Annotated in this window: 23 protein-coding genes; 10 read left to right on the top strand and 13 right to left on the bottom strand. The window is 59.6% G+C overall.

The genetic code is table 11. The features are described from left to right. Window positions 1-12 precede the first annotated feature (12 nt). The 4 genes from hpxZ to CLV83_RS10010 all read left to right on the top strand — a co-directional run bounded on the left by hpxZ (window position 13) and on the right by CLV83_RS10010 (window position 3107). Window positions 13-396, top strand: a complete 384-nt coding sequence (gene hpxZ, locus CLV83_RS10025; protein WP_132291302.1) for an oxalurate catabolism protein HpxZ — start codon at window positions 13-15, stop codon at window positions 394-396. Window positions 397-470: 74 nt separating this feature from the next. Beyond that, window positions 471-1130 carry a GntR family transcriptional regulator gene (locus CLV83_RS10020; RefSeq protein WP_104003538.1) on the top strand — a complete coding sequence of 220 codons (660 nt, stop codon included), beginning with the start codon at window positions 471-473 and terminating at the stop codon, window positions 1128-1130. Between the two features lie 232 nt (window positions 1131-1362). Next, window positions 1363-2730 carry an NAD(P)-binding domain-containing protein gene (locus CLV83_RS10015; RefSeq protein WP_132291299.1) on the top strand — a complete coding sequence of 456 codons (1368 nt, stop codon included), beginning with the start codon at window positions 1363-1365 and terminating at the stop codon, window positions 2728-2730. A 26-nt stretch (window positions 2731-2756) separates the two neighbouring features. Next, window positions 2757-3107 (top strand): cupin domain-containing protein, encoded by a 351-nt coding sequence (locus CLV83_RS10010; protein ID WP_132291296.1) that lies wholly within the window; start codon window positions 2757-2759, stop codon window positions 3105-3107. A 354-nt stretch (window positions 3108-3461) separates the two neighbouring features. Here CLV83_RS10010 and CLV83_RS10005 read toward each other — a convergent pair whose 3' ends face one another. From CLV83_RS10005 to CLV83_RS09970, 8 genes are all read right to left on the bottom strand, one after another. Then, a complete protein-coding gene (locus tag CLV83_RS10005) occupies window positions 3462-4331 on the bottom strand; it encodes a carbon-nitrogen hydrolase family protein (protein ID WP_132291293.1) in 870 nt (289 codons plus the stop codon). A 54-nt stretch (window positions 4332-4385) separates the two neighbouring features. Further along, a complete protein-coding gene (locus CLV83_RS10000; RefSeq protein WP_132291290.1) occupies window positions 4386-4979 on the bottom strand; it encodes a GNAT family N-acetyltransferase in 594 nt (197 codons plus the stop codon). Between the two features lie 75 nt (window positions 4980-5054). Beyond that, window positions 5055-5465: a ketosteroid isomerase-related protein gene (locus tag CLV83_RS09995; RefSeq protein ID WP_104003546.1), complete on the bottom strand. Its 411-nt coding sequence runs from the start codon at window positions 5463-5465 to the stop codon at window positions 5055-5057. A gap of 205 nt (window positions 5466-5670) precedes the next feature. Then, window positions 5671-6003 carry a DMT family transporter gene (locus CLV83_RS09990; RefSeq protein ID WP_132291287.1) on the bottom strand — a complete coding sequence of 111 codons (333 nt, stop codon included), beginning with the start codon at window positions 6001-6003 and terminating at the stop codon, window positions 5671-5673. A 40-nt stretch (window positions 6004-6043) separates the two neighbouring features. Further along, the gene (locus CLV83_RS09985; protein ID WP_132291284.1) at window positions 6044-7063 is read right to left on the bottom strand and encodes a heme-dependent oxidative N-demethylase family protein; all 1020 of its coding nucleotides are present in this window, start codon (window positions 7061-7063) and stop codon (window positions 6044-6046) included. A gap of 11 nt (window positions 7064-7074) precedes the next feature. Continuing rightward, the gene (locus CLV83_RS09980; RefSeq protein ID WP_132291281.1) at window positions 7075-8025 is read right to left on the bottom strand and encodes a PDR/VanB family oxidoreductase; all 951 of its coding nucleotides are present in this window, start codon (window positions 8023-8025) and stop codon (window positions 7075-7077) included. After that, window positions 8025-8549 (bottom strand): dimethylamine monooxygenase subunit DmmA family protein, encoded by a 525-nt coding sequence (locus CLV83_RS09975; protein ID WP_132291278.1) that lies wholly within the window; start codon window positions 8547-8549, stop codon window positions 8025-8027. Before CLV83_RS09975 ends, CLV83_RS09980 begins: the two co-directional genes overlap by 1 nt. A 279-nt stretch (window positions 8550-8828) precedes the next feature. After that, window positions 8829-9767: a LysR family transcriptional regulator gene (locus CLV83_RS09970; protein WP_207894832.1), complete on the bottom strand. Its 939-nt coding sequence runs from the start codon at window positions 9765-9767 to the stop codon at window positions 8829-8831. A 152-nt stretch (window positions 9768-9919) separates the two neighbouring features. Between CLV83_RS09970 and CLV83_RS22760 the strand changes: the two genes are divergently transcribed. The 3 genes from CLV83_RS22760 to CLV83_RS09955 all read left to right on the top strand — a co-directional run bounded on the left by CLV83_RS22760 (window position 9920) and on the right by CLV83_RS09955 (window position 14219). After that, complete coding sequence (locus tag CLV83_RS22760; protein WP_132291275.1) at window positions 9920-12151, top strand: cytochrome P450/oxidoreductase; 2232 nt, start codon at window positions 9920-9922, stop codon at window positions 12149-12151. 210 nt (window positions 12152-12361) lie between these two features. Further along, entirely contained in the window at window positions 12362-13387 is a 1026-nt protein-coding gene (locus tag CLV83_RS09960) for a TRAP transporter substrate-binding protein (RefSeq protein ID WP_132291272.1), read from the top strand. A 178-nt stretch (window positions 13388-13565) separates the two neighbouring features. Then, the gene (locus tag CLV83_RS09955) at window positions 13566-14219 is read left to right on the top strand and encodes a helix-turn-helix domain-containing protein (RefSeq protein WP_132291269.1); all 654 of its coding nucleotides are present in this window, start codon (window positions 13566-13568) and stop codon (window positions 14217-14219) included. On the opposite strand, the gene CLV83_RS09950 is transcribed toward CLV83_RS09955, so the two are convergent. After that, window positions 14216-15148, bottom strand: coding sequence for a sucrase ferredoxin (locus CLV83_RS09950; protein WP_243642355.1), 933 nt, complete (start codon window positions 15146-15148; stop codon window positions 14216-14218). The genes CLV83_RS09955 and CLV83_RS09950 overlap by 4 nt on opposite strands. Continuing rightward, window positions 15136-15972: an ABC transporter ATP-binding protein gene (locus CLV83_RS09945; protein ID WP_132291266.1), complete on the bottom strand. Its 837-nt coding sequence runs from the start codon at window positions 15970-15972 to the stop codon at window positions 15136-15138. Before CLV83_RS09945 ends, CLV83_RS09950 begins: the two co-directional genes overlap by 13 nt. Window positions 15973-16095: 123 nt before the next feature. Here CLV83_RS09945 and CLV83_RS09940 point away from each other — a divergent pair, with 123 nt between their 5' ends. From CLV83_RS09940 to CLV83_RS09930, 3 genes are read left to right on the top strand one after another with little or no spacing between them, the layout of a single operon-like run. Continuing rightward, window positions 16096-17049, top strand: a complete 954-nt coding sequence (locus tag CLV83_RS09940) for an ABC transporter substrate-binding protein (RefSeq protein WP_132291263.1) — start codon at window positions 16096-16098, stop codon at window positions 17047-17049. Beyond that, window positions 17049-18050 (top strand): FecCD family ABC transporter permease, encoded by a 1002-nt coding sequence (locus tag CLV83_RS09935; RefSeq protein ID WP_132291260.1) that lies wholly within the window; start codon window positions 17049-17051, stop codon window positions 18048-18050. Before CLV83_RS09940 ends, CLV83_RS09935 begins: the two co-directional genes overlap by 1 nt. Further along, window positions 18047-19093 carry a FecCD family ABC transporter permease gene (locus CLV83_RS09930; protein WP_132291257.1) on the top strand — a complete coding sequence of 349 codons (1047 nt, stop codon included), beginning with the start codon at window positions 18047-18049 and terminating at the stop codon, window positions 19091-19093. The genes CLV83_RS09935 and CLV83_RS09930 overlap by 4 nt, the downstream gene beginning before the upstream one ends. Before the next feature lie 72 nt (window positions 19094-19165). Here CLV83_RS09930 and CLV83_RS09925 read toward each other — a convergent pair whose 3' ends face one another. From CLV83_RS09925 to CLV83_RS09915, 3 genes are all read right to left on the bottom strand, one after another. Beyond that, the gene (locus tag CLV83_RS09925; protein ID WP_132291254.1) at window positions 19166-21298 is read right to left on the bottom strand and encodes a TonB-dependent receptor; all 2133 of its coding nucleotides are present in this window, start codon (window positions 21296-21298) and stop codon (window positions 19166-19168) included. Window positions 21299-21506: 208 nt separating this feature from the next. Continuing rightward, entirely contained in the window at window positions 21507-22655 is a 1149-nt protein-coding gene (locus CLV83_RS09920; RefSeq protein ID WP_132291250.1) for a glycerate kinase family protein, read from the bottom strand. Between the two features lie 107 nt (window positions 22656-22762). Next, on the bottom strand, window positions 22763-24352 hold the full coding sequence (locus tag CLV83_RS09915) for a methyl-accepting chemotaxis protein (RefSeq protein WP_132291247.1): 1590 nt from the start codon (window positions 24350-24352) through the stop codon (window positions 22763-22765). Between the last annotated feature and the right edge of the window lie 84 nt (window positions 24353-24436).

Below are 24436 nucleotides of genomic sequence, written 5' to 3'. Positions count from 1 at the left end.
AGGAGAGTATGAGTGATACTGGATGATGCAGCCGTGCTGGAAGAGGTGAAAGCCGCTTTTGGCGAGTACGAACAGGCCCTGATCAGCAACGATGTTGTGACCCTGGACAAGCTGTTCTGGAACGATCCGCGGGTGGTACGCTACGGCGCCACCGAGAACCTGTACGGCTATGACCAGATTGCCGAGTTTCGTAAACAGCGCCCGAGCAAGGGGCTCTATCGCGAGCTGCGTAACACGGTGATCACCGCCCACGGCGCGGATCTGGCCACCGCCTGGACCGAGTTCACCCGTCCGGGCTCGGAGCGGATCGGTCGCCAGAGCCAGGTTTGGGCACGGCGCCCGGAGGGTTGGCGCATCGTCGCCGCCCATGTGTCGTTGATGGACCCGGCGAGCTGAGTCGCGCCGGCCAACGAAAAAGAACAGGCTTGAAACCCTGAGTATTCAGGCAGCGCTAGCAGCAAGGCACCGTTATGACTGAGCAAACAACACAAGACCTGCCACTGGCGGCACGCATCCGCAGCGCCCTGTCGGACGATATTCTCTCCGGGCGTATCGAAGCCGGCGCCCGTCTTGATGAGGTGGCCCTGGCCGACCAGTTCGAAGTATCCCGCACGCCGGTGCGCGAGGCGCTGAAGCAGCTAATCGCCACCGGCCTGGTGGAACACCGCCACCGCCGCGGCGTGTTCGTCACCGAGATCACCTCAGACCGGCTGGCCGAGATGTTTGAGTATGCCGCCGAGATGGAAGCCCTCTGCGCCCGCATGGCGTCGATCAACATGAAACAGGCGGAGCGCGAGGCGCTGCTGGCGATCCACCTGGACAGCCACGCCCATGTGCTCAACGGCAATGTGGACGCCTACGAGGCTGCCAATATCAAGCTGCACGAGGCCCTGTTTGAAGGTGCCCACAACCACTTTCTGGCCGAAGCGGTGCTGCTGGCACGGGCCAAGGTGACGCCCTACCGCCGCGCCCAGTTCCGGGTAGAGGACCGGCTGCACACCTCGTTCAGCGAGCATGGCGAGATCGTCAAGGCGGTGCTCAAGGGGCAGTCCGACCTGGCCGCGCAGCTGTTGCGTGAGCATGTGGGCCGCTCACACCGTACCTCCCTGCAATACATGGAGCGTGACTAGCCTTAGCGGCTCACGCTCTCTGCTCCGTTTCATCCGCCCCGCTTCCGGCTGTATCGCCAACTACACCTCTGACTATTCCCTTCGAGCACCCCCTCTTACTACCCCAGCAACTACCCCTTTTTACCTACCCCCACCGGGGAATTATCAGCGCGCCCTCCAGCGCTTAACTTGGATCTTACACACATTTTGCGCACGACTATTTTTAGAACCTGCAAGATAACTGGAGAGATTCATGAACAAACGAGTAGCCATTATCGGCGCCGGTCCCAGCGGCCTGGCGCAGCTTAGAGCCTTCCAGTCTGCCCAGGCCAAAGGTGCCGATATTCCGGAGCTGGTCTGTTTTGAAAAGCAGAGCGATTGGGGTGGTATGTGGAACTACACCTGGCGCACCGGACTGGATGAAAACGGCGAGCCGGTACACGGCAGCATGTACCGCTACCTCTGGTCCAACGGACCGAAAGAGTGTCTGGAGTTCGCCGACTACACCTTCGAGGAACACTTCGGCAAGCAGATAGCCTCTTACCCTCCTCGCGAAGTGCTTTTCGACTACATCAAGGGCCGTGTGGAAAAGGCCGATGTACGCAAATATATCCGCTTCAACACCCCGGTCCGCCATATCACCTTCGACGCCGACACCAAGATGTTCACCGTCGAGGTTCAGGACCACAACACCGGTAACAGCTACAGCGAAGAGTTTGATTATGTAGTTTGCGCCAGCGGTCACTTCTCCACACCGAAGGTGCCGGAGTTCCCGGGCTTCAGGCAGTTTGGCGGCCGTATCCTGCACGCCCATGACTTCCGCGACGCGCTGGAATTCAAGGACAAGGATATTCTGATCGTCGGCGCCAGCTACTCCGCCGAAGATATCGGCTCCCAGTGCTACAAGTACGGCGCTCGCAGCATCACCAGCTGCTACCGCACCGCACCGATGGGCTTCAAATGGCCCGAAAACTGGGAAGAGAAACCCAACCTGACCCACGTCGATGTAGAGAACGCCTACTTCGCCGATGGCAGCAGCAAAAAGATCGACGCGATCATCCTCTGTACCGGTTACCTGCACCACTTCCCCTTCCTTGATGACGAACTTGCGCTGAAGACCGACAACCGCCTCTGGCCGCTGGACCTCTATAAAGGCGTGGTCTGGGAAGATAACCCGCAGTTCTTCTACGTCGGCATGCAGGACCAGTGGTACTCCTTCAACATGTTCGATGCCCAGGCCTGGTTTGTACGCGACATCATCCTCGGCCGCATCCCGCTGCCATCCAAGGAGGAGATGACCGCCGACAGCCTGAAGTGGCGCGAAGAGGAGCTGGCGCTGGAAACAGCGAAGGAGATGTACGAATACCAAGGCGCTTACATCCTGCACCTGATCGAGCAGACCGATTACCCCACCTTCGATATCGATGGCGTGAACCGCACCTTCCTGGAGTGGAAGAATCACAAGAAGGAAAACATCATGACCTTCCGTGATCACTCCTACGCCTCACTGATGACCGGCACCATGGCGCCGCCGCACCACACCCCCTGGCTGGATGCGCTGGACGATTCCATGGAAGCCTACCTGGGCGACGCCGAAACCAAGGCTAAAAAGGCCAGCTAAGCTGGCCCTTTAACAGGAGATTCACCATGAGCAGCATTACCAAACTGCCGGTACGCAGCGTTGAACCGATCACCGATGACCTGCCGGGCTGGGTGAAACAGGAAGGCACGCCAAGCATGTCCACCTGGATCGAATACACCGCGCCGGACGAGTCGATGATCGCCGGCTGGTGGACCGCCACGCCGGGTACCTACCACGCCACCTACGCCAGTTGGGAGTTCATTCACCTGATCGAAGGCAAGGCGATCATCACGCCGGAAGGCGGTGAGTCGGTGGAAGTGGGCCCAGGCGATGCGTTCGTGATTGAAGCGGACTTTGTCGGCACCTGGGAGATTATCGAGCCGATCCTGAAGCACTTCACCATTCGGATGAAGTAACTGAAGTGAAGCCCTAAAGCGGTCAGGGACTCGCCTGCGCCGCTGCACCTGGATTGAGAGCGTCTCTCGCTCTCTGCTCAGGTTTTCGCCTGCTGGCGAGTCAAGGCGCTTGTGCGGACAAGCGCCTTAACGATCCCAAACCGCCCCTACTGCTTGATCGGCTGCGCCGATTCCCCTGCGCTTCTCGTCTGAAAGAGCGGGACAGGAAACTCGCAGCTTCGCTGCTCAAACAGCCTGTCCCTTGTTTCTCTTTCAGCCTCCGATGCTCGGCATCGCAGAAGGGGACACTGCACCACTCCGCTAGCCATGGCTGCCAAACGGCATCAAAAAGCTCCGTTCAGGAAAACGAAGAAATCATTTGAAGCGGAACTGGCTGTCCCAGTCGCGGTGGTTGAATACCTGACCGTTGGCGCGTACCTGCGCCAGGGCTTCCAGGTCCAATTCGGCGATGACCCAACCGGCTTCGCCCTCTTCCCCCTGCGCCAGCACGCCATCATCGGGGTAGCCGTAATCAACCGGAGTATAGATCGCCGCGCGGCCACTGTTGATATCCACCGCCTCAGACCAGGGTGCCTCGCCGATGGTCGGTGATTGGGCGACGAAGCACTGGTTCTCCAGCGCCCGCGCCTGGCAACCGATACGCACGCGGTTGTAGCCGGCCTGAGTATCGGTGCAGCTCGGCACCAGAATCAGATCGGCGCCCATCTCCACCTGCTTGCGGGCGATGGCCGGGAATTCGCTGTCGTAACAGACAGAGATGCCAACCTTGCCGAAAACGGTGTCGATCACGCGGATCTCGCTGCCGGCGCTGATCAGCCACTGCTCCGACTCAAAGCGGGTCATCTGCAGTTTATCCTGGTAGTCGCGGGTGCCATTGGGTCGGAACAGCCAGGCGCGGTTCACGTAGCGGCCATTCTCCTGCAACAGCGGGAAAGTCCCCGCCTGGATATACAGCTTGTGTTCCTGCGCCAGCTCGGTGAACAGATCCAGGAACGGCTGATGCAGGCTCTGCATCGCCTCCAGCTGACCTGACAGGGAGCGGTAGACGTTGGCCTCAAACAGCGAAGCCAGCTCCATGCTGAAGTATTCGGGAAACAGCAGGAAGTTGGCGCCCTTACCGACGGCATCGTTCACCATGCCCTGGATCTTGGTACGGAAGTTTTCCCAGCTACCGACAAAGTTGATCGGGTATTGGGCGGCAGCGAGGGTCAGGGTACGGTTCATGGGAGTCTCTTGGGCGCGGAGCGTTAATTATTAGGGGCAGGCCTGGCTAGGCGTTTAAACAAGCTGCTTGAGATAAAACTGCATCGGCTTGGCGGTCTCTTCCGCATCGCCCACATCCTTCCAGCTGAATTCGGTAAGCAGACCAGCTTCGGCATTGTAACCAAAGTGCTGCCAGATAGCGTCCAGCGGCTGGTAATCGGCGGGTTTTAACGGATGATCCTGGGGGCGCTGTACGGCGCAGAACACGCTGATCGACTTACCCAAAGCGTGCGCCTGGGCCTCACGTTCGCGGAAGAACCCCTTGTAGAAACCGGCGCCGCGATGTTCCGGCAGCAGCACGGACTCGGCACAGTAGAAGATATCGTCCACGTTCCAGCCGGACTGTTCAAAGGGGCGGCGAAACTCTTCGGTCTCATCGGCCAGCGCCAGCCCGGTGGAGGCGCCAACGACCTGCTCGCCATTGAGCGCCAGCACGCAGACGGCGGAGTCGGTTTCCACATAGGTACGCAGGTACTTCGCCTCGTATTCGAGCGAGCCGTCGTAGAGATAGGGGAAGTCACGGAAAACCCGGATTCGCAGCGCCGCCACATGGTCGAGCCAGGGCTCGAGCTCGGCACCACTCAGGGTAAGAAGCTTGTAATCGTTCATGCGCGGGATAATACCGCCTTTTGAAAAAAAGGCGGTAATTCGGTGAGGCCGTTGAGTTAGATCGCGGCGGTCAGCTTAGCCAACCACCTGAGCGATCCAGTCTTCCAGGTTGTAGTAGTTGGTGACCCGAGCCACCTTGCCGCCACGTACTTCAAAAAACGCACCGGCGGGCAGCTTGTAGGTCTGACCCTTGGCTTCCGGCAGACCTTCATCGGTCACCAGGTATTCGCCGTTAACGACGAACTCGGCCGCTGCGCGGCTGCCGTCGGCACTGCTCATGATGGAGATACCGGTCAGCTCCTCGCGGTAGCAGCGGTTCATATGATCCATGAATGCCGCGAACGCATCGCGGCCAACCTGACGCTCACCCTGGTTGATATCGTGGACTACATCTTCGGTCAGAAGACCGAGGAAGCATTCCATATCGCCCTGGTTGAAGGCGCGGTAGTATTCGAAGATCAACGCTTCGGTTTCGGCTCTGCTCATGAGCTCTCTCCAGAACTGTGGATATGTTGCCTGAGACGATAGCCTTAGGTTCCGGCCCCGTCCTTCCCGACAGCGACATTTTTGTTCGCAGGTACGCTGCTATCTACAAAGCATTCCATTGCGTTCCGTATGGCATCTGCAGCCCTCACTCAGGATAGCTGCAAATGCCGCTCGCGAATGTCGATTTACCCAACGGCCGGGAGATTCAGGCGGTGCTGCCTTCACCACCCACCAGCTTCAGCCCCACCGCGCCGGCGATGATCATGCCGATACAGAAGATCCGCAGCGCGCCGCCGGGCTCCTGCATAAACAGGATGCCGACAATCGCCAGCGCCGAGGCGCCGATGCCGGACCAGACCGCGTAGGCAGTCCCCACCGGAATGGTACGCATGGCAAACGACAGCAGCGCCAGGCTCACCACGATCAGCACCGCCGTGATCAGCGAGGGCCAAAGACGGGTAAAGCCATCGCTGTACTTGAGACCGATGGCCCAGAGACACTCCAGCACTCCGGCGATCAACAGGTATATCCAGCCCAAGAGTCTCTCCTTCTTTTAGCGTTTCAGAATAGTCACTGGCTCAGTTCGCCGGGTCGTACTTGGACAGCCACTCCACGACCAGCGGATGGAAGCGGGTCAGACCTTTGTACTCGATCAGCTGCTCCGGCAGACCTTTCATTACGCGGTGCATCCGCTTGGCCCATTCCGGGTTGGTGACCAAATCTTCCAGGCTGATCAGGTAGGTACGGATGCTGAACATCAGCGCGTTACTGCGTGACATGCGATCCAGCACCTGCAGCTCCACACGCAGATGCACCTTCTCGCCGACGTTTTCCGGCGTAACACTCGCACGGTCAGAACCCCAGCTTGGGTAGGTTTCCGGTGAGGTATCCATGCGTGCATTCACGGTCAGAGTCCAGTTCAGGCGGCGTACCGGGCGACCCAGCGGAATCGCGCAGAGGTATTTCAGGGCGCGGTCAAAGATACCCATCTCATGAGCCATGGGCACCGGGCCGTGCCACTCCTTGAAGCCCATACCGGCATCGAATGCCAGCGACCAGTCCGCCGGGCAGGTGACGATACCGGCATCCATAAACAGATCACCGTCGCGCTGATCCAGCAGCGCAAAATCGCCCTGCACCTGGCGGCCGATATACTCCATCGGCGGCAGCGGCAGCGTGCTGCTGTCACCGAAGGTGAAGCTGTCGTTGATGTTGAGCAGCTTGTTTTCCCAGCTCCACTGATCGCCGGCTTTGGTCAGCTTGAAGTGCTCCGGGTAATCTTCAGAGAAGCAGTGCATGACGCGGTCGATCATGTCCCAGCAGGCCAGATCCATATGCGGCATGGCGAGGCAGCGCTTGGGATTCTCTTTCAGCACCAGGTCACGCTCATGCATCTCGGAGAGATAGTGCTCGTCGATATCGAGCAGGTGCTCGTAGACACTGCCCTCAGGGCCCGGTGTCACATGCGGCTCGATATTGACCGAGTACATGTACTCATCTTCCGGGAAGGGGAAGGGAAAACGCGCCACCGCGCCGGGGCTGTTGGAATAGGTGAAATCGTCGCGAAAACTCTGAATCGGTTTGGGTGCCATTCTCATGGGGATAACTCCTAAAGATCGATAACCAGGCGCTTACCGGAAGCGCGGGAAACACAAGGCATAATGCAGTCGCCCTGCTCGCGCTCGGCCGCTGATAGAAATTCGTCGCGATGTTCGATATCGCCGGACAGCACGCGGGTGACACACTGCCCACAGACGCCGCCGCGACATAGATGCGGCACATCAACCTCGGCATCTTCCAGCGCTTCCAGCAGCGTGGTCTCGCCATCGACTTTCACGGTGCGGCCACTGCGCGACAGCTCCACCTCGAACGGATTACCCGGCTGGGGCGCGGCGAACGCTTCGAAGTGAACATGGCTGGCGGGCCAGCCGAGTTCTTCGGTGACCTCACGTACGCCGGCTATCAGCTCTTCCGGACCACAGATATAGACATGGGTACCGCGCGGCTGCTCTGCCAGCAGCTCGCCCAGGGCACAGCGCTCACCGGCTTCGGAGTCATAGAGGAAGCACTGCTCGCCGAGCTCGGCCTTGAGCTGTTCGCGGTAGGCGCCGGTGCTGGAGCCACGGTAGAGATAGTGCAGTTCGAAATCGGCACCGCGGCGCTTCAGCTCCGGCAGGTACGCCATAAACGGCGTAATACCCACGCCACCGGCCAGCAACAGGTGCTTGCCGGCGTTCCAGTTCGGCGCGAACAGGTTGGCCGGCGGTGTGATCGTCAGTTCATCACCCACCTTCACCGACTCATGCATATAGACGGAGCCACCGCGGGACTGCTCCTGCAGGCGCACGGCGATTCGGTAGCAGCCGCTGTCGCGCGGATCGCTCAGCAGTGAGTAGGCGTTGCGGTGCGGACGCGGCTCAGCGGGCATCTCAACCACCACATGGCTGCCGGGGGAGAATGCCAGGAATTCGCCATCGATCGCTTCCAGGGTAAATTCACGGATCAGCGGAGAGACCTGCTCGATGCCGCTGACACGCACACGAATGCTATCGGTACTCATCACACCAGCTCCTCTGTTTCCGGGATATCGGCCGGGTCTTCGGCATTGATCTGAACACCCACGTAAGCACCATGCAGCTTGGAGTAGTGATCACGCACCAGCAGCAGGCGCCCGCAGGCGGAGCAGACTTGCGGCGAATGAGTTACGCCCTCGGTGATTTCGTAGCAGTGGGTACAGAAGAGACGGCGCTCTTTCGTGGAAGGCTTGCACATCTGCACCTGTTCGTCGGCAAGACCCGCCGCCAGCGCCAGGTTGCGGATATCCCACATAAAGCCTTCGCTGCCGCAGACATAAACGGCACTCGCCAGCGGCAGTGTGTCGAACACCTTATCCAGCTCAGCACGGAGCGCTTCGGTCAGGCCATCCGCCCCGCCAGCGACGCGGATGCACTGTTCCTGCGGCAGGCTGGCGTACAGAGCATCGAGCTCTGCACCTGCACCAATGAAGAGATGTTTTTTCGCCTTTGACCGGATAACGACCGGGTCATAGAGCGGCCGGCTTTTGATACGCGGATCGATCTGCATTACCACTCGCCTCCTTCATAAGGTTGAGTCTTATCGCCAGTGGGAATAAACAGGCAGCACTCTAAAACCGCCTCATTTTATTTCCCATTGGGATAGTTTATTTCTCATGAAGAAAGGCAATTTACGCACCAGAATGCGTAACCAACTGATAAATAAGTAAGTTAGCTCCGTAGCACGTTTTCCCCTGCCATTAAGATGGAGAATAACTGCTCATTTTGGTGCAAAGCGCAGGGAAAACGGCTCGAATTGAGGCGTTGTACGTTCGCTGAGTAAGGGGTTTTAGAGCTCCCAGGGTTCTGGAGAGCTGATCTCGGAATCATCCTCTAGCGGAAACTCCTCGTGGAATAACTCATAGATCAGACTGCGCATCCAGCGGTTGGCCGGGTCCTTGTGGAAGCGGACATGCCAGTGCTGCTTGAGCACAAACACCGGGTTTTCCAGCGGCGGCTCCAGCACCTTGATATTGGCCAGCTGCGCAAAGGAGGTCCCCACCGCCCGCGGCAGGGTCACGATCAGATCGGAAGTGCTGACGATAAACGGCACGCTCATAAAGTGCGGGATTGTCAGTACGATATTCCGTTTGATCCCCTGCTTCGCCAGCATCCGGTGGAAGATCTCCTGGCTGCGCGCCTGCGGCGTCACTATGGCGTGGGGCACTTCGATAAACTGCTCAAGGCTGAGGCTGTCGCCGATAACCGGGTGGTCGGCACGGGCGATGGTGGCGAAGTTATGCCGAAACAGCCGCTGCTGATAAAAACCGTTTTTAACCAGGTCCGGGAAATAGCCGAGCGCCAGGTCTACCTCACCCTCCTCCATCGCCCGTTCCAGCCTCGCGGGCGGCATTACCAGGGTTTTGATCGATACCCCTGGGGCAACCTGCAGCAGCCTTTTCAGAAGTTTCGGCAGAAATACCATCTCACCGATATCCGACATGCTGAAGGTGAAGGTGCGCTCAGCACGGGCCGGATCGAACTCGGCCTCCTGCAACAACTCCCGGTTAACCGTTTCCAGAATCCGGCTGACAGGGTCGGCCAACTCCATCGCCCGGGCCGTGGGGGTCATGCCTTTGGCAGTGCGCACAAACAGCTGATCGTTGAACTGCCGGCGCAGTTTTGACAGCGCAAAACTCATGGCAGGCTGGCTTAATCCGATCAGCGCCGCCCCCTCTGAGACACTTTTCGTCGTCTGGATGGCGTCGAAAACCTTCAATAAATTCAAATCGATATCTTTAATATTCATTATTTTTATATTCGAAATAAACAAACGATGATTTACAGATAGTAGTCCAGTTTCTAGTCTCGAACACAAGTTTGGGACAGGCCAGAGCAGCCGTCCCGACACAAGATAAAAATAATAAGCGAGGCTCAACAATGAATATGCATGCCGTCCAGCATGACGTACCGGTACTTGATGTAGACCCCTACAGCGACGAATTCCTGCTGAACCCCTACCCTTTCCACGAGCAACTGCGTGAAGCCGGCCCGCTGGTCTGGCTGCCGAAATACCAGGTCTGGGCCATGGCCCGTTTCGAACATGTGAAAGCGGCACTCGGCGACTGGGAAACCTTCTGTTCATCACGCGGCGTCGGCCTGACCGATTTCAAGAAAGAAAAACCCTGGCGTCCGCCGAGTTTGCTGCTTGAGGTTGATCCGCCCTTCCATGACCGTACCCGTGGCGTGATGTCCCGCATCCTGTCGCGCCCGGCGCTGGAAGCTCTGCGTGAACCTTTCGCCCGCAAAGCCGAAGAGCTGGTGAACCGCCTGGCCGACAGGGGTGAACTCGATGGTGTCGCAGAGATCGCCAAGGCCTATCCGCTGCGCGTATTTCCCGATTCGGTTGGTCTGGTTCCTGAGGGGCGCGAGAACCTGCTGCCTTACGGTGACATGGCCTTCAACGCCTTCGGCCCCCGCAATGAGCGGCTGGAAAAATCGATGGCCGACGCTCAGAAAGTGATCTCCTGGATTACCGATCAGTGCCGCAGAGAAGCCCTGACGGACGAAGGCTTTGGCGCGAAGATCTATGCAGAAGCGGATGCTGGCAATATCACCCACGAAGAGGCGGGGCTGCTGGTGCGCTCGCTGCTGACCGCCGGGCTGGACACCACCATCTTTGGTATCGGCAACGCGTTGCTCTGCTTCGCCCGCCATCCCGAGCAGTGGCAGATCCTGCGTGAGAATCCTTCCCTGGCACCCCAGGCGTTCGAGGAAGTGCTGAGGTATGCGTCTCCCGTACAGACCTTCCTGCGCACAACCACCCGTGACGTGGATATCGAGGGGCAGACCATCCCCGAAGGCTCCAAGGTGCTGCTATTCCTGGCGTCGGCCAACCGGGATCCACGCCAGTGGGAAAACCCCAACGACTTTGATATCCAGCGTAAAGCCGCAGGACACGTCGGCTTTGGCCACGGTATCCATGTCTGTGTCGGCCAGATGGTGGCCCGCCTGGAAACCGAGCTGCTCTTTACCGCGCTGGCGAAACGGATCGAAAGCATAGAGCTGTGCGGCGAACCCCAGTGGTGGCTGAACAACACCCTGCGCGGTCTGGCCGCACTGCCGCTGCGCCTGAAAGCCGCCAGCACAGAAACCACGACAGAGCCCGCCGCAGCAGAGACGACTTCTGCAGAACAGGCGCCGGCCCAATCGAAAGCTGATCCCAGCCTGCTCAGCGTCAGTATTCGCGGCAAGCGGCTGGAAACCGCCGATATCTGCAGTTTCGAACTGGTAAGTACCGATGGCGCACCTCTGCCTGTCGCCGAAGCCGGCGCCCACATCGATGTGCATACCGGTAACGGCTTGATCCGCCAGTATTCGATCTGCAACCTGCCGGGAGAAAGCTCGGCCTACCGAATCGGAGTGCTTAAAGATGCCAAAAGCCGTGGCGGCTCCACCTGGATGCATGAGCAGCTGAACCCGGGGAGTGCCCTGCAGATCAGTGCCCCGCGCAATCTGTTTGCCCTGAGTGAGAACTCATCACCGAGCCTGCTGCTGGCCGGTGGCATCGGCATCACTCCGATCCTGGCCATGGCCTACGAGCTGCAGAAGCGCCAGCAACCCTTTGGCATGCACTACTGCACCCGATCACGCGCTCACACCGCCTTCATCGATGAGATAGAAAGCTCAAGCTTTGCCGACCAGGTCAACCTGCATCACGATGACGGCGCGCGCCTGGATATCAAGGCGCTGCTTAGCCAGACAGAGCGGGATACCGAGATCTACGTCTGCGGCCCCGAGGGCTTTTTGCAGGCGGTGCTCGAAGGCGCCCGGGAGCTGGGTTGGCCGGAGGAGAAACTGCACTACGAGTACTTCGCTGCAACGCCCACCAGCAGCGACGATGACCAGGCGATCGAGCTGCGTATCGCCAGCACCGGACAAACGCTCACCGTGCCGGCTAACGCCAGCGTACTGTCGACCCTGGAAGAGGCGGGCTTTGATATTCCCAAGTCCTGCGAGCAGGGTGTCTGCGGCAGCTGTCTGACCGGTGTTATCGATGGCGAACCCGATCACAGGGACCACTTCCTGACCCCTCAGGAGAGACATACAAACGACCAGTTCACGCCCTGCTGCTCAAGAGCCAAGGGAGGCACCCTGACTCTCGACCTGTAACGGGACCTGTAACGGGACCTGTAACTGGGCCTGTAACTGGACCTGTAACTGGGCCTGTAACTGGGCCTGTAAAAAGTTACGCCTTCCGGAGAAGCTGTTCCCCCTTCCCGGAAGGCGCCACTTGCTAACCGAAAAACTAAGTAAGTGAAAACCCAAGTCACCGAAAACCCAACAACATCCGTTTAAAAATAAAGATAAAGGATAAGCACCATGAAACTGACCTCTCTGATCAAGCCGCTTGCGGCCGGCGTGCTGCTGGGCCTCTCCGCTTCCGCCGCCCAGGCCGCTGACTCCTATACCCTGCGCCTGGCTCATTTCTGGCCGTCAGGCTCCAGCGTCGACAAGGTGGTTAACGCCTGGGCCGAGCGCCTCAACGAGCGCTCGGATGGTCGTCTAACTATCGATATCTACCCCTCTCAAACCCTGGCCAAGGCGCCCGCCAGCTATGATGCGACCGTTAACGGCGTCGCCGATATCACCGTGACCGCCCAGGGCTATAGCGCCGGACGCTTTCCGTTGACTCAGGTGATCGAACTGCCCGGCATCGTCACCAGCGCCGAAAACGCCAGCTGTGTATTGCAGAATCTCTACGACGAGGAACTGATCAGTAACGAGTACAAGGATACCCATCCGCTGTTCTTCTTCGCACATGGCCCTGGCCACATCCATACCGGTGAGAAAATGGTGAAAACACCGGAAGATCTTGCCGGCCTGCGTATCCGTCGCGCCACCACCGTGGTCGGCGACCTGCTCGAAGGCCTGGGTGCCCAGCCGGTGGGTATGCCTGCACCGGAAACCTACACCGCCGTGCAGCGCGGTGTGATGAACGGTGTCGCCTTCCCCTGGCAGGCGATGAAAGATTTTCGCCTCAACGAACAGCTGACCCAGCACACCGAGATCGGTCTCTATACCCTGTCGTTTATCACCACCATGAACAACGCCACTTATGCACGGCTGCCGGATGACCTGAAGCAGGTAATCGATAGCAACAGTGGTATGGAGTGGGCCCGCGCCATGGGCAAGGAGCTGGACGACCTGGATGCCCGAGGCCGCGAGGAAGCGCTGAAGGATGGGCACAGTTTCTACACCGTGGAAGGCGGTACCGAGAACCCGGCCTGGAAAGAGACCCTGCAGGGCGTGATCGACCACAATATCGAGATGCTCACGGCGAAATCACTGCCGGCTGACCAGGTCTACGACCGCGCCAAATCCCTGGTACCGGTCTGCGCAAGCTAGGGTTATATCCCCTGCCCCGCCACTACTCTGATGGCGGGGCATTTCGCCCCCAGCCAAAAAGCCCGCGGATTTTCTGGAAAAAAACTTCGCTTTTCTCGCCAAGAATCAATAAAGTTTCTTAACAGGAATGTCACACTGAGTCCTGGGAACACGAGAGAACAGGTTTGAGCGAAGGATTATGAGCGAAAAAAATACGGCTTCACGACACATCGACGCCCTGGAAAAAGGCGAGATCAGCCTTAGCCGGGAGAACAGCGATCCGCGCCTGCGTCTGGAGCAGTACATCGCCATGCAGGTAAAGCGCAAGCGTACCGAGCAGGGTTTGAAGATCACCGATGTGGCGCGTATCGCCGGCCTCAGCCAGGGTATGGTGAGCAAGATCGAAAACGCTCAGGTCTCCACCAGCCTGGAAACGCTCAGCAAACTCTGTGACGCCATCGGCCTGCCGATCTCTCAACTGTTCAGCGATTATGACCGCCCCTCTGGCGGCGCTCAGCTAACCAAGGCGGGCGAAGGGATGGAAGTGGTGCGTCGCGGTACCGAGAAGGGCCACACCTATCAGTTGCTCAACTACCACCGTGGCAAGAAGAAAAGCTACGAGCCGTTCCTGATCACCATGGATGATGCCAGCGAGGTGTTCCCCACCTTCTCGCACCCGGGCCAGGAATTTATCTACATCCTCAAGGGCGAGATTCTATATCGTCACGGCAACCACCTTTACGAGATGGGCCCCGGCGATTCACTCTCCTTCGATGCCGAGGTGCCTCACGGCCCGGAAGAGCTAAAGAAAGTACCGCTGCAGCTGCTGTCGATTATCCATTACGACGACTAGGCCGGAGCCTCGCAGTCAGCCACATCTACAGCCCGCCATACCCTGGCGGGTTTTGCTTCCTCAGCATCCACGTCGGCGCAGGTATCGAAGCGGATCAACTCCTCTTCGCGGCACTTAACTCGCAGGAAACCTTCCGTTTCACCCACACGCCAGCGCAGTACCAACCAGGCTGTTGCACACTCGCGCTCTCCGGCAAGCGTCTCTTCACTGAGGATCTCCAACTCTGCATCCGGTGCGGTCGCAGCCAGGGCCTCCATTGCGGCAATACGTGCCACCTGCTGCAGAGAACTCAGCTCCGCTTCACCGCGCAGGCAAGGCAGATAGGGGCGCCCCTTCAGTTCACTCTGTAGCAGCGGCAGTGCATGTTCCGGGCTGATCCGCCCGTATTTGCGCATGGACGGCATCACCACGGCGCTGGCGGCGAGGCGGCAGCCGCCCAGATGACTGCTTTCCCAAACGGAAAACGGCAACGCCTCCTGCTGCGCGCTCTCGGCGAGCGCCTTATACGCCTGGAAACCAAACTTGGCGCAGCAGCGATCCTTCTGTCCGTGGGTGCAGCAGAGCAGCAGTGGATGGTTTAGCGGTTCACCGGGTTCCTGGGCCCCCGCCAGCAATTGCTCCAGAAACGCTGGCAACTGCTCGGGCAGCACCCGGTAACTCTGGTTCTCCGGCATCAGGAAGATACGATGACTCTTCTCCCTGTCCTCTCGGCGGTCTATCAGATTAACCCGCAGTCCCTGCTTCGCAAGCCGATCCAGCAGCCCGCTTACGGCATCGCTCATATCACTGGCGCGACGCGCACTGCGGGTCCATTTCGAGCGCGGCCAGCTGATCAGCAGGTTGCGTACGGGATGATTGCCGGTGCCGGCCAGCGGCTCATCGATCTCTAGGCTTTCCGTGGTGCAGAAACGGCGCTTCATACTCCCCATGACCGCTCCTCTCCCGCCCTGCTGCTATAGCGACGTGGCACACACACCAGCGTGGAGCTTTCCGCATCGCGAATCACGTTGGCATCCAGGCCGAACACCTGGTTTAGATTAGACGGGGTAAACACCTCATCCGGCGTGCCGCGATGCAGTATCTGGCCATCACGCATCATTACCAGCTCATCGGCGTAGGCGGCAGCCAGGTTCAGATCATGCAGCACCACCAGCAGCGTGCGTCCGCTGTCATGGGCCAGGGAGCTAAGCAGTTCCAGCAACCCCACCTGCACTCTCAGATCCAGGTAGGTGGTTGGCTCGTCGAGCAGGATGATGTCGGTCTGCTGCGCCAGCACCAGTGCAATCCAGCAGCGCTGACGTTGGCCGCCGGAAAGCGCATCCACGGAACGGTCGGCAAACTGGGCGACATCGGTGCGCTCCATCGCCTCAGTGACGGCAGTTTCATCTTCACGGGAGTTTTGCCGCCAGAAACTCTGGTAGGGTGAACGCCCAAGGGATACCAGCTCCCGCACGGTCAATCCTTCCGGTGCTTCCGGCCCTTGCGGCAGAAGACCCAGATTGCGCGCCACATCGCGGGTGCTGTGACGATGGATATCCACACCATCCAGCAGGACCTTACCAAAGCTGGGCACGATGGTGCGGGCCAGGGTTTTCAACAGGGTGGATTTGCCGCTGCCGTTAGGCCCGAGCAAGGCCGTAAGCCGCCCCTCCGGCACAGAGAAATCCACACCATCGAGCACGGTACGCTCGCCGTATCCGGCTTTGAGCCCTTCGGCTTTAAGACGCGAAACAGGGGTAAAACTGGCGGTCATCGACGCTCCGGGTCGGCGGGTTTGATCACTACTGCAAAAATGCCCACGGCAATCAGAGAATTCTAAATCATTCTTATTTACAATTCGATCTTAAACAATAACGCAGACCTCCACCGGGAACCCATGAGCCAGCTGTACCCGCCTTTTTGCAATCGCACCGCGATCATCACGCTTCTAGCTCTGCTAACGCTGTCCACTTCTGTCTTCGCCAGCGAGCGTGTCATCAAACACGCCTTCGGTATCACTCATATCAGCGGCAAGCCTGAGAGAGTCGTCAGCCTGTACCAGGGCGCCACCGATACCGCCGTAGCACTGGGAATTCCGCCCGTGGGCGCCGTTGAATCCTGGCTGGAAAAACCGATGTACAGTTACCTGCGCGAGGCGCTTGAGCACACGGACTACCTGGGGCTTGAAACCCAGCCTGACCTGGAAAGCATCGCTTGGCTTAAGCCCGACCTGATTGTGGGCGCCCGTTACCGCCACGAGCAGATCTATCCGCTGCTGTCGCGGATAGCCCCCACCGTGGTGCCGGATACCGCCTTTGACTTCAAGGCGATGCTCAAACTGATCGGCGAGGCCGCCGGGCGGCAGCAGCAGGCCGATCAGCTATTAAACCAGTGGGATAAACGGGTCGAGTCCACACGCAACCGGCTTAGCCGCCAGCTCGGAAAAGGCTGGCCCCAGCAGGCTGCGGTCATCAGTTTTCGCGCCGACCATGCGCGGATCTACTACGACAGTTTCGCCCGGCGTATTCTCGACGAGATCGGTTTTGACCGGCCCAATAGCCAGAAGAAGGATGGCTGGGGTATCAAACTGACCAGCCTGGAAAGCATTCCGGCCATGGATGCCGATGTGATCTTTATCTTCATGCGCCAGCAGGACCCGGCCGTGCAACGGACCTTCCAGCGCTGGCAGCAGCACCCGCTGTGGCAAAACCTCAACGCCGTGAAAAACAACCAGGTGTACCTGGTCGATCCCATCACCTGGAATATGGGCGGCGGGATCCTGGCGGCCAACAGGATGCTGGACGATTTGAACGCCCTGTACAGCCCGCAAGACACGCCGGGGAGCCATTGATGTTTACCTCTAACACTCAGCGTACGGCACTCCTGTTGGTCGGGGCTGCCCTGCTTCTGATGGCCGCTGTATGCAGCCTGCTGCTGGGCTACACGCATATATCAGCCGCGACACTAATCAGCGCCATCGGTCATTTCGATCCATCGAACACCGACCACCTGATTCTCAGCACCGAACGGCTTTCCCGCACCCTGATCGCCCTGTGCGTAGGCGCCAGCCTGGCGGTATCCGGCGCGCTGATGCAGACCCTGACACGCAACGCGCTGGCCTCTCCCGGCATTCTCGGTATCAACGCCGGCGCCATGTTTTTCCTGGTGGCAGCCAGCACTCTGTTTAGCCTCAGCGCCCCTCTGCTGCTGGTCTGGAGCGCGTTTCTCGGCGCCGGTACCGCGGCCGCGGCCGTGGTGCTGCTGGGCGGCGGAGCAAAAGGCTTATCGCCTTCCCGGATTGTACTGGCCGGCGTGGCGATCAGCGCGCTGTTCGTCTCCTTTGCCCAGGGACTGCTTATCGTCAATCAGGAGCGCCTGGAAAGTATTCTGTTCTGGCTCGGTGGTTCGGTCTCCGGCCGTGGTACGGAAACGCTGCTGCCGCTGCTACCGTTTTTCCTGCTGGCGGGTCTTACCTGCGTACTCCTGGCGCGCCAGCTTAATCTGCTCGCCCTCAGCGATGAGCTGGCTACCGGCCTTGGTCAGCGGATATTGATGATCAAAATACTGGCTGCCACCGCTGTCATCATGCTGGCCGGTGCCTCGGTCTCCATTGCCGGTCTGATCGGCTTTCTCGGGCTGATCGTGCCGCACATGGTGCGCGCCCTGCTGGGGCCGGATCATCGCTGGCTGCTGCCGGGCTGCGCCCTGCTCGGTGCCACCCTGCTAATGGCTGCGGACGTGGTATCCCGGCTGGTTATCGCGCCGCAGGAGATCCCGGTCGGTGTGATGACCGCGCTGCTGGGAACGCCCTTCTTTCTCTACCTTGCCCGGAAAAGGAGCTACACCGCGTGAGCCGCTCGATCACTCTGCGCAGCGACACTGGCCAGCTGTCTTTCCGTTTGGTGCCCCGCACTCTGGTAGTTGCGCTGCTACTACTCGCCCTGCTGTTGTGCGGCCTGTTCGCAGGCCTGACCCTGGGCAGCCACCCCACCTCATTCCCTGCAGTGATCAATGCGCTGCTGCAACCCGAACAGAGCGATATTGTCCTGATCGTGCATGAGATACGTCTGCCACGGCTGCTGATGGCGATCATTGTTGGCGCTGCTCTGGCGGTGGCGGGGCTGATTCTGCAGGGGCTGGTGCGTAACCCGCTGGCATCCCCCGATGTGATCGGTATCACCGGCGGCGCATCGGTGGCCACGGTACTGTTTCTCACCCTGGGCGGTGCGCAGCTGAACGAATCCTGGTTGCCCTGGGTGGCGCTCCTCGGTGCTCTGGTGGTCGCGCTGATCATCACCCTGCTCAGTGGCAGCAGCTCGGTGATGCCGACGCGGTTGATCCTGATTGGCGTGGGCCTGGCCGCCGCACTCGGTGCGCTGACTACGCTGCTGATCGTCTTGAGCTCCGACGCCACCGCCATGCGCGCTTACGTCTGGCTGACAGGGAGCCTCTACGCCTCACAGTGGAAACAGGTCAGCAGCATCCTGCCCTGGGTGGCCCTGTTCCTGCCGCTGGCACTGTTCAATGCGCGCAAGCTGGATCTGCTGGTGCTGGGCGACCAGCTCGCCACCGGCCTTGGATCACGCCTCGCGGCGGAAAGGCTCGGCCTGTTGGTGATCGCCGTGGCGCTGGCCGGTGCCGGTGTCGCCTTCGCCGGCGGGCTCAGCTTTATCGGTTTGATCGCGCCCCATGCTGCCAGGCGCTTGGTTTCCGGCGGGCATACCGGTTTGGTTATCGTGTCCGCCCTGCTCGGCTCGCTGATGCTGGTGAGCGCCGATCTTATCGGTCGCCTTGCCTTCGCCCCAAGGGACCTGCCGGCGGGGATCTTCGTCGCGGCCATTGGCGCGCCGTTCTTCGTTTACCTGCTCTATCGCCAGCAGCGACAGGAGAGATAAAAACCCCGTCAACGGATACAAAAAAGGCCGCGGCGATCTCTATCGCAGCGGCCTTTTTTCATACCTTCAGGATCAGAAATCCACGTTGTAGCTCAGCTTCAACGTGCGTCCGCGGCCCTTGAAGTTGTAATCATCACTGGCGCGGGCGGCCTGTGAGTAATAGGTGAAGTAGTCACGGTCGAAGAGGTTTTCCACACCCAGACGGGCACGACCCACCGGCAGGCGGTAACCCACTCCCAGATCAACCAAGGTGTAACCGTCGAAGTCGTACCGGTCATCATCGATGCTGCGGTCAAAGTAGTGGCTTGCCCGCAGATGAGAGCTCAGGCGTTCGCTCCAGCGCGCATCCCAGGCCAGCTTGAGCGTGTCCGGGGCGATGTTTGCACCATTCAGATCGCTGTCCACCTTGCCGTCGCCATCGGTATCGGATTCGCCGTCGGCGCGGGTGTAGCTGGCGGTCAGGGTGTGTGAATCGGTCAGTTTCGCATCGGCGGTGATCTCGATACCGCTGATCTCGGTCTTCTCACGGTTACCGACCCAGACGCCGTTATTCAGGCTCAGACGCTCACCGAGGTCAGAGTTGGACTCGTAGTAGCTGATCTCAAGACCGTAACGGTCCCAGTCAAAGCGCACGCCGACTTCACGGTTGTCGGTGACGATCGGTTCCAGCTCCAGAAGGTTATCCACATCGGAGCCAGCCGCGCTGACGCCACGCAGGACACGCCCCACATCCGGCATACCAAAGCCTTCGGAATAGTTCGCGTAAAGGCTGGCCCAGGGAGTCGCCTGGTAGACGATGCCGCCGTTATAGAGCGTCTCGTTGAAATCGGGGCTGCCGCCGCCAACCACCACGCCATCGGACAGGTTGCCGCCGCTGCGGTCGACGGTGGTGTAAGTCCCCACATCCAGGGAAGCGCGTTCATGCCTGACACCGGCCTGGAACAACAGGCTGTCAGTCACCTTCAGATCGCCCTGGAGGAACACAGCACGGTTATCGAACTCGGTCTCGGGGACGTAAGTACGGCCGGTATGCACCAGCGTCTGGCGGGTTTCATCCTGAAGCACATCCAGGCCGGCGGTCAGCGAGAGTCGATCATTCAGCAGACCATCGCGGTTGATGGTGAACTTGGCGCCAAGCTTATCCGATTCGTTGCGGGTCTGGTCGTACCGGGTGTCGCCGGAACCGTCGATGTAAGGGAAGTAAGGCGAGGTACCAAACTGGGAGCGGAAACGCTGGCTGTACAACTGCACATCAACCGCATTGCCAAACCAGTCGGTATGGGAATAGGTCAGGTTCGCAGTGGTCACCTTGTTGTATTCGGGATCGCCGCCGTCATCGCCCCGCTCCGCAGTGGTGGCGACCCCGGCATCACGATCGCCGGGCACCGGCACATAGCCGCCGCGCCCTTCGAGCTCAAAGCGGTTGATCGAGAACTCGAAATTCTGGTTATCATCCAACCAGTAGCCCAGCTTGGCCATGATATCGTGGCTGTCCGAGTTCTGGGTTTCGCCGGCGTAGTTATTGCCGATCAGCTCGTCATCGCCGGAGTAGAACATGCCCCGACGCTGCACACTGGCGGCACCGAGAAAGTCCCAGGCGCCGTTCTGGCCGCTGATACGATAATCCAGCTTGTGGCCCTGGCCGTTGCTCTTGAAGTCATCGTCGCTGCTGACGCTGATACCGGCGTGCTGGGTCAGGGAGCCGCTGTCCGCACTGCGGGTAACGAAATTGATTATCCCGCCTGTGGCGCCCAGGCCATGCTCGGCACTGGCGCCGTGAATCACCTCGATTTTCTCGACCATCGAAAGATCGATGGTGTAGCTGTCACGTGAACCATCGCGCAACGGGTTTGATTGCGGCACCCCGTCGATCATGTAGAGCGCGGAACGGCCACGGAAGCTCTCACCGGAGTTGGACAGTTTTTGCCGGCTGGGCGAATAGGAAGGAATCAGGTTACTAAGCACCGCGCCGGGATCTTCGGAGATCGCCAGCTGCTGTTCGATCTGCTCGCGGGTAATCACGGTAACCTTCTGCGGCGTTTCGCCCGCCACGCTCTTGGCTCGGGTCGCGGAAACGACGACCGTATCCAGGCTCAATTCTTCGGCAACCATCTCATCCGATGCTGCGGCCTGGGCAAGCGTCGGCAGTGCGGCGCAGATCGCCAGCGGAAGAAGTCGGCGATGGAATCGCTCCGGGTAGAACATCAGGATTTCCTTTTTTCTTGTGAGGTGTTTGCTTTCGGCAACAAATGCGACGCCGGAAAAACGCCAAAGATACACAAAGTTAAATCCAATCTAAATGATAATGCGTACTATTTGTATAATTTAAAATTTGCAAGTCCCGGGCGCTTTTCACCAAAAACAGAAAACCCGGCCTGAGCCGGGTTTCAATACTGATACCTTGTAAAGAGAGCTAGTCTGATCTGCCGGCAAGCTGCCAATAGGCCGCCAGATTTCTCGCGCAGAGTTTCAGGTTGGTGTCTGCCTCACTCAGTGCCTGCTCCAGATCGGCCACGCCCGGCAGTATCGGGAACACCGCTTTCAGTCCCTGTTTCGATAACGCCTCAAGAACCTCCACCTCATCCGGTACAGATCCACCCAGGGCGATACAGGGCACGCCGTGATGCTTGGCTCTGCGCGCCACTCCCACCGGAGTTTTACCGCGCTCGGTCTGGGAGTCGATACGGCCTTCGCCGGTGATCACCAGGTCCGCTCCTTCCAGGTGACTATCCATATCCACTGCGTCCAGCATGATCTCTATACCGGGCTTCAGGCTGGCGTTAAAAAAGGCAAGGAAGGCCGCGCCCAGCCCGCCGGCTGCACCGGCGCCAGCGATGGTATCGACCTTTTCACCGATGCATTCGGTAATCACCCGGGCGTAATTGGCGAGGCAGGCGTCCATGCGCTGCACCAGCGCCGCATCGGCACCTTTCTGTGGGCCGAAGATAGCGGAGGCGCCATTGGGGCCGGTCAGCGGGTTATCCACATCGCAGGCGACCTGAAAACGGGCGGTTTTGAGGCGTTTATCCAGCCCCGACAGATCGATGGCGGCCAGTTGCTCCAGGCCTTCTGCACCGGGGCCAATCTCGGCGCCGCTGTCATCGAGCAGGCGCGCACCCAGCGCCTGCATCATGCCGGCGCCACCATCATTGGTAGCGCTGCCGCCAAGGCCTATGATGATCTCGTTCATACCCACATCCAGCGCGGCACGAATCAGCTCGCCGGTGCCCCGGGTCGTTGCCCGCCAGGGATCGCGCTGATCCCGCGCCAGCAAGTCAAGTCCACCGGAAGCGGCGCACTCGATCACCGCCGTGTGTTCGCCGATACGCCCCCAGAAGGCGGTCATCATTTCACCAAGAGGGCCAGTTACGTCGCAATGTTCCAGGCGCCCGCCGCTGGCGGTGACCAGCGCCTGGGTGGTGCCCTCACCGCCATCAGCCATGGGCAGCTCGATGCACTCTGTTGCCGGTAGCGCCATTCGCCAGCCGGCGGCTATAGCTGCGGCGACCTCGGCAGCGCTGAGACTTTCCTTGAATGAATCCGGTGCGATCACGACTTTCATGGCGAGCCCTCGCTGGAAATGGGTAGGGTTTCCCTGATTGAGTTACCCTACCCCAAGCCCTGGGTTACCACCATAGGTGTCACCAAACTGGCCGCAGCGCCGCCAAATCAGGCGCCTTTTTTACTGCGCCCTGCCCAGAACTGTTGCGCCAGTTCGCCAAAACCTGTGGCTATACCCAGCATGTGATGGCTGGTCTGGGAGCTCTGCTCCACCGCCTCCAGGTTCATTTTCGACATATCACGAATGCTGAATACACTGCGGTTGATGGTCTCGGCCACCCGGCTCTGCTGGTCCACCGCTTCAGCGATCTCCAGGCTCATGGCGGAGATCTCCTGGATCGAATCCAGCAAACGATCCAGGGAATCAGCGGTCAGTTCACTCTGCTCCACGCAAAGATCCGCCTGCGCCTGACCGGCGTTCATCGCCTCGACTGCCCTGCGCGCGCCCTGTTGCAGGCGTTCGATCATATCGCGAATTTCGTCGGTGGAGCTCTGGGTCCTGGTAGCCAGTGAACGTACTTCGTCGGCTACTACGGCAAAGCCACGACCGGACTCGCCGGCCCGTGCTGCTTCGATGGCGGCATTGAGCGCCAGCAGGTTGGTCTGCTCAGAAACCGTGACTATCACATCAAGAATGCCGGAGATATTGCGGCTGCTCAGCTCCACCTCCCGAATCACTTCGGCGGCGCGTCCGATTTCAGCTTTCATCTGCAGGATCGCCGCGCCGCAGGCGTCCACTTCCGCCTTGCCCTCGTTGACCTCTTCAAGTCCCCGGGCGGCAGCCTCAGAGGTTCCCTGGGCACTGCGCGCTACGCTCTGGATACTCTCGGACATTTCGTTCACGGCAGAGGAGACCTGATCGGTTTCCGAGAACTGCCGCCGCACACCGGCCTGGGACTGCTCAACCGCCGCACTCAACCCGGAGACGCCCGCGGTCAGCGCCCCGGAAGTATCGGAAATCCGTCCGATCAGACCCGCTGTTTCCGACTCCAGCATTTTCATCGCCAGTTGCAACTGGCCGATCTCGTCCATGCGCCCGGTGTAGATGCACTGAGCCACCGGATCGCTAACCAGGCTTTTCGCCCTCCTAGTCAATGCAGCCAGGGGCTTGAACGCGAAATGTAGGGAGGTTACCGCCGCAACCCCAGCGCCGCCGAGCAGCATAAATGCATCGTCAGAGACGCCGAGCAATCCACCGATCAACGCCGCCATTAGCAGTGGCAGCACCACGCAAAGCTGCAAACGCATCCTGTAGGAGAGTCCGCGCCCTTTCAGGCAGCTGGGCACCTTGCCTGCACTCAGCCTGGCGTAGAGCGCTTCGGCACGGCCGACCGCCTGCTGATCCGGCTTACGCCTGACCGACTGGTATTCGGCGATTTCGCCATTACGCTCGATCGGCGTGACATAGGCATCCACCCAATAGTGGTTACCGTTGCTACAGCGGTTTTTCACCACCCCCATCCAGGAGCGGCCACTTTTCACCCGACTCCAGAGGTCGCCGAAAGCCGCTGGCGGCATATCGGGATGGCGCACCATGTTATGGCTGCTGCCGATCAACTCCTCTCTCGAGAACCCGCTAATGCTTACAAAGTCATCATTGACGTAGGTGATCTGTCCCCTGAGATCCGTGGTGGACAGTATGTTTGAAGATGCGGGAAAGGCTTCCTCGACCTGAGTCACCGGCAAGTTTTGCTTCACGATGGCTACCCCTGCAGCAATAGAGCTTAAGAATGTAGTAAAGCCGACAAGATGCCTTTGGCTTTATGTATCTTTATTGCAACA

Source organism: Marinobacterium mangrovicola, from assembly GCF_004339595.1.
GTDB lineage: Bacteria > Pseudomonadota > Gammaproteobacteria > Pseudomonadales > Balneatricaceae > Marinobacterium_D > Marinobacterium_D mangrovicola.
This window is presented reverse-complemented; position numbering and strand designations above follow the sequence as displayed.

Bases quoted from the DNA above. Each gene is read 5' to 3' on its own strand.
- CLV83_RS09995 (WP_104003546.1), bottom strand. From the start codon at position 5,465: ATGAGCAGAGCCGAAACCGAAGCGTTGATCTTCGAATACTACCGCGCC.
- CLV83_RS09920 (WP_132291250.1), bottom strand. From the start codon at position 22,655: ATGAAAGTCGTGATCGCACCGGATTCATTCAAGGAAAGTCTCAGCGCT.
- CLV83_RS09975 (WP_132291278.1), bottom strand. From the start codon at position 8,549: ATGCAGATCGATCCGCGTATCAAAAGCCGGCCGCTCTATGACCCGGTC.
- CLV83_RS10020 (WP_104003538.1), top strand. From the start codon at position 471: ATGACTGAGCAAACAACACAAGACCTGCCACTGGCGGCACGCATCCGC.
- CLV83_RS10015 (WP_132291299.1), top strand. From the start codon at position 1,363: ATGAACAAACGAGTAGCCATTATCGGCGCCGGTCCCAGCGGCCTGGCG.
- CLV83_RS09985 (WP_132291284.1), bottom strand. From the start codon at position 7,063: ATGAGAATGGCACCCAAACCGATTCAGAGTTTTCGCGACGATTTCACC.
- CLV83_RS10005 (WP_132291293.1), bottom strand. From the start codon at position 4,331: ATGAACCGTACCCTGACCCTCGCTGCCGCCCAATACCCGATCAACTTT.
- CLV83_RS09940 (WP_132291263.1), top strand. From the start codon at position 16,096: ATGAGCCAGCTGTACCCGCCTTTTTGCAATCGCACCGCGATCATCACG.
- CLV83_RS10010 (WP_132291296.1), top strand. From the start codon at position 2,757: ATGAGCAGCATTACCAAACTGCCGGTACGCAGCGTTGAACCGATCACC.
- CLV83_RS09980 (WP_132291281.1), bottom strand. From the start codon at position 8,025: ATGAGTACCGATAGCATTCGTGTGCGTGTCAGCGGCATCGAGCAGGTC.
- CLV83_RS09955 (WP_132291269.1), top strand. From the start codon at position 13,566: ATGAGCGAAAAAAATACGGCTTCACGACACATCGACGCCCTGGAAAAA.
- CLV83_RS10000 (WP_132291290.1), bottom strand. From the start codon at position 4,979: ATGAACGATTACAAGCTTCTTACCCTGAGTGGTGCCGAGCTCGAGCCC.
- CLV83_RS09935 (WP_132291260.1), top strand. From the start codon at position 17,049: ATGTTTACCTCTAACACTCAGCGTACGGCACTCCTGTTGGTCGGGGCT.
- CLV83_RS09950 (WP_243642355.1), bottom strand. From the start codon at position 15,148: ATGGGGAGTATGAAGCGCCGTTTCTGCACCACGGAAAGCCTAGAGATC.
- CLV83_RS09960 (WP_132291272.1), top strand. From the start codon at position 12,362: ATGAAACTGACCTCTCTGATCAAGCCGCTTGCGGCCGGCGTGCTGCTG.
- CLV83_RS22760 (WP_132291275.1), top strand. From the start codon at position 9,920: ATGAATATGCATGCCGTCCAGCATGACGTACCGGTACTTGATGTAGAC.
- CLV83_RS09925 (WP_132291254.1), bottom strand. From the start codon at position 21,298: ATGTTCTACCCGGAGCGATTCCATCGCCGACTTCTTCCGCTGGCGATC.
- CLV83_RS09945 (WP_132291266.1), bottom strand. From the start codon at position 15,972: ATGACCGCCAGTTTTACCCCTGTTTCGCGTCTTAAAGCCGAAGGGCTC.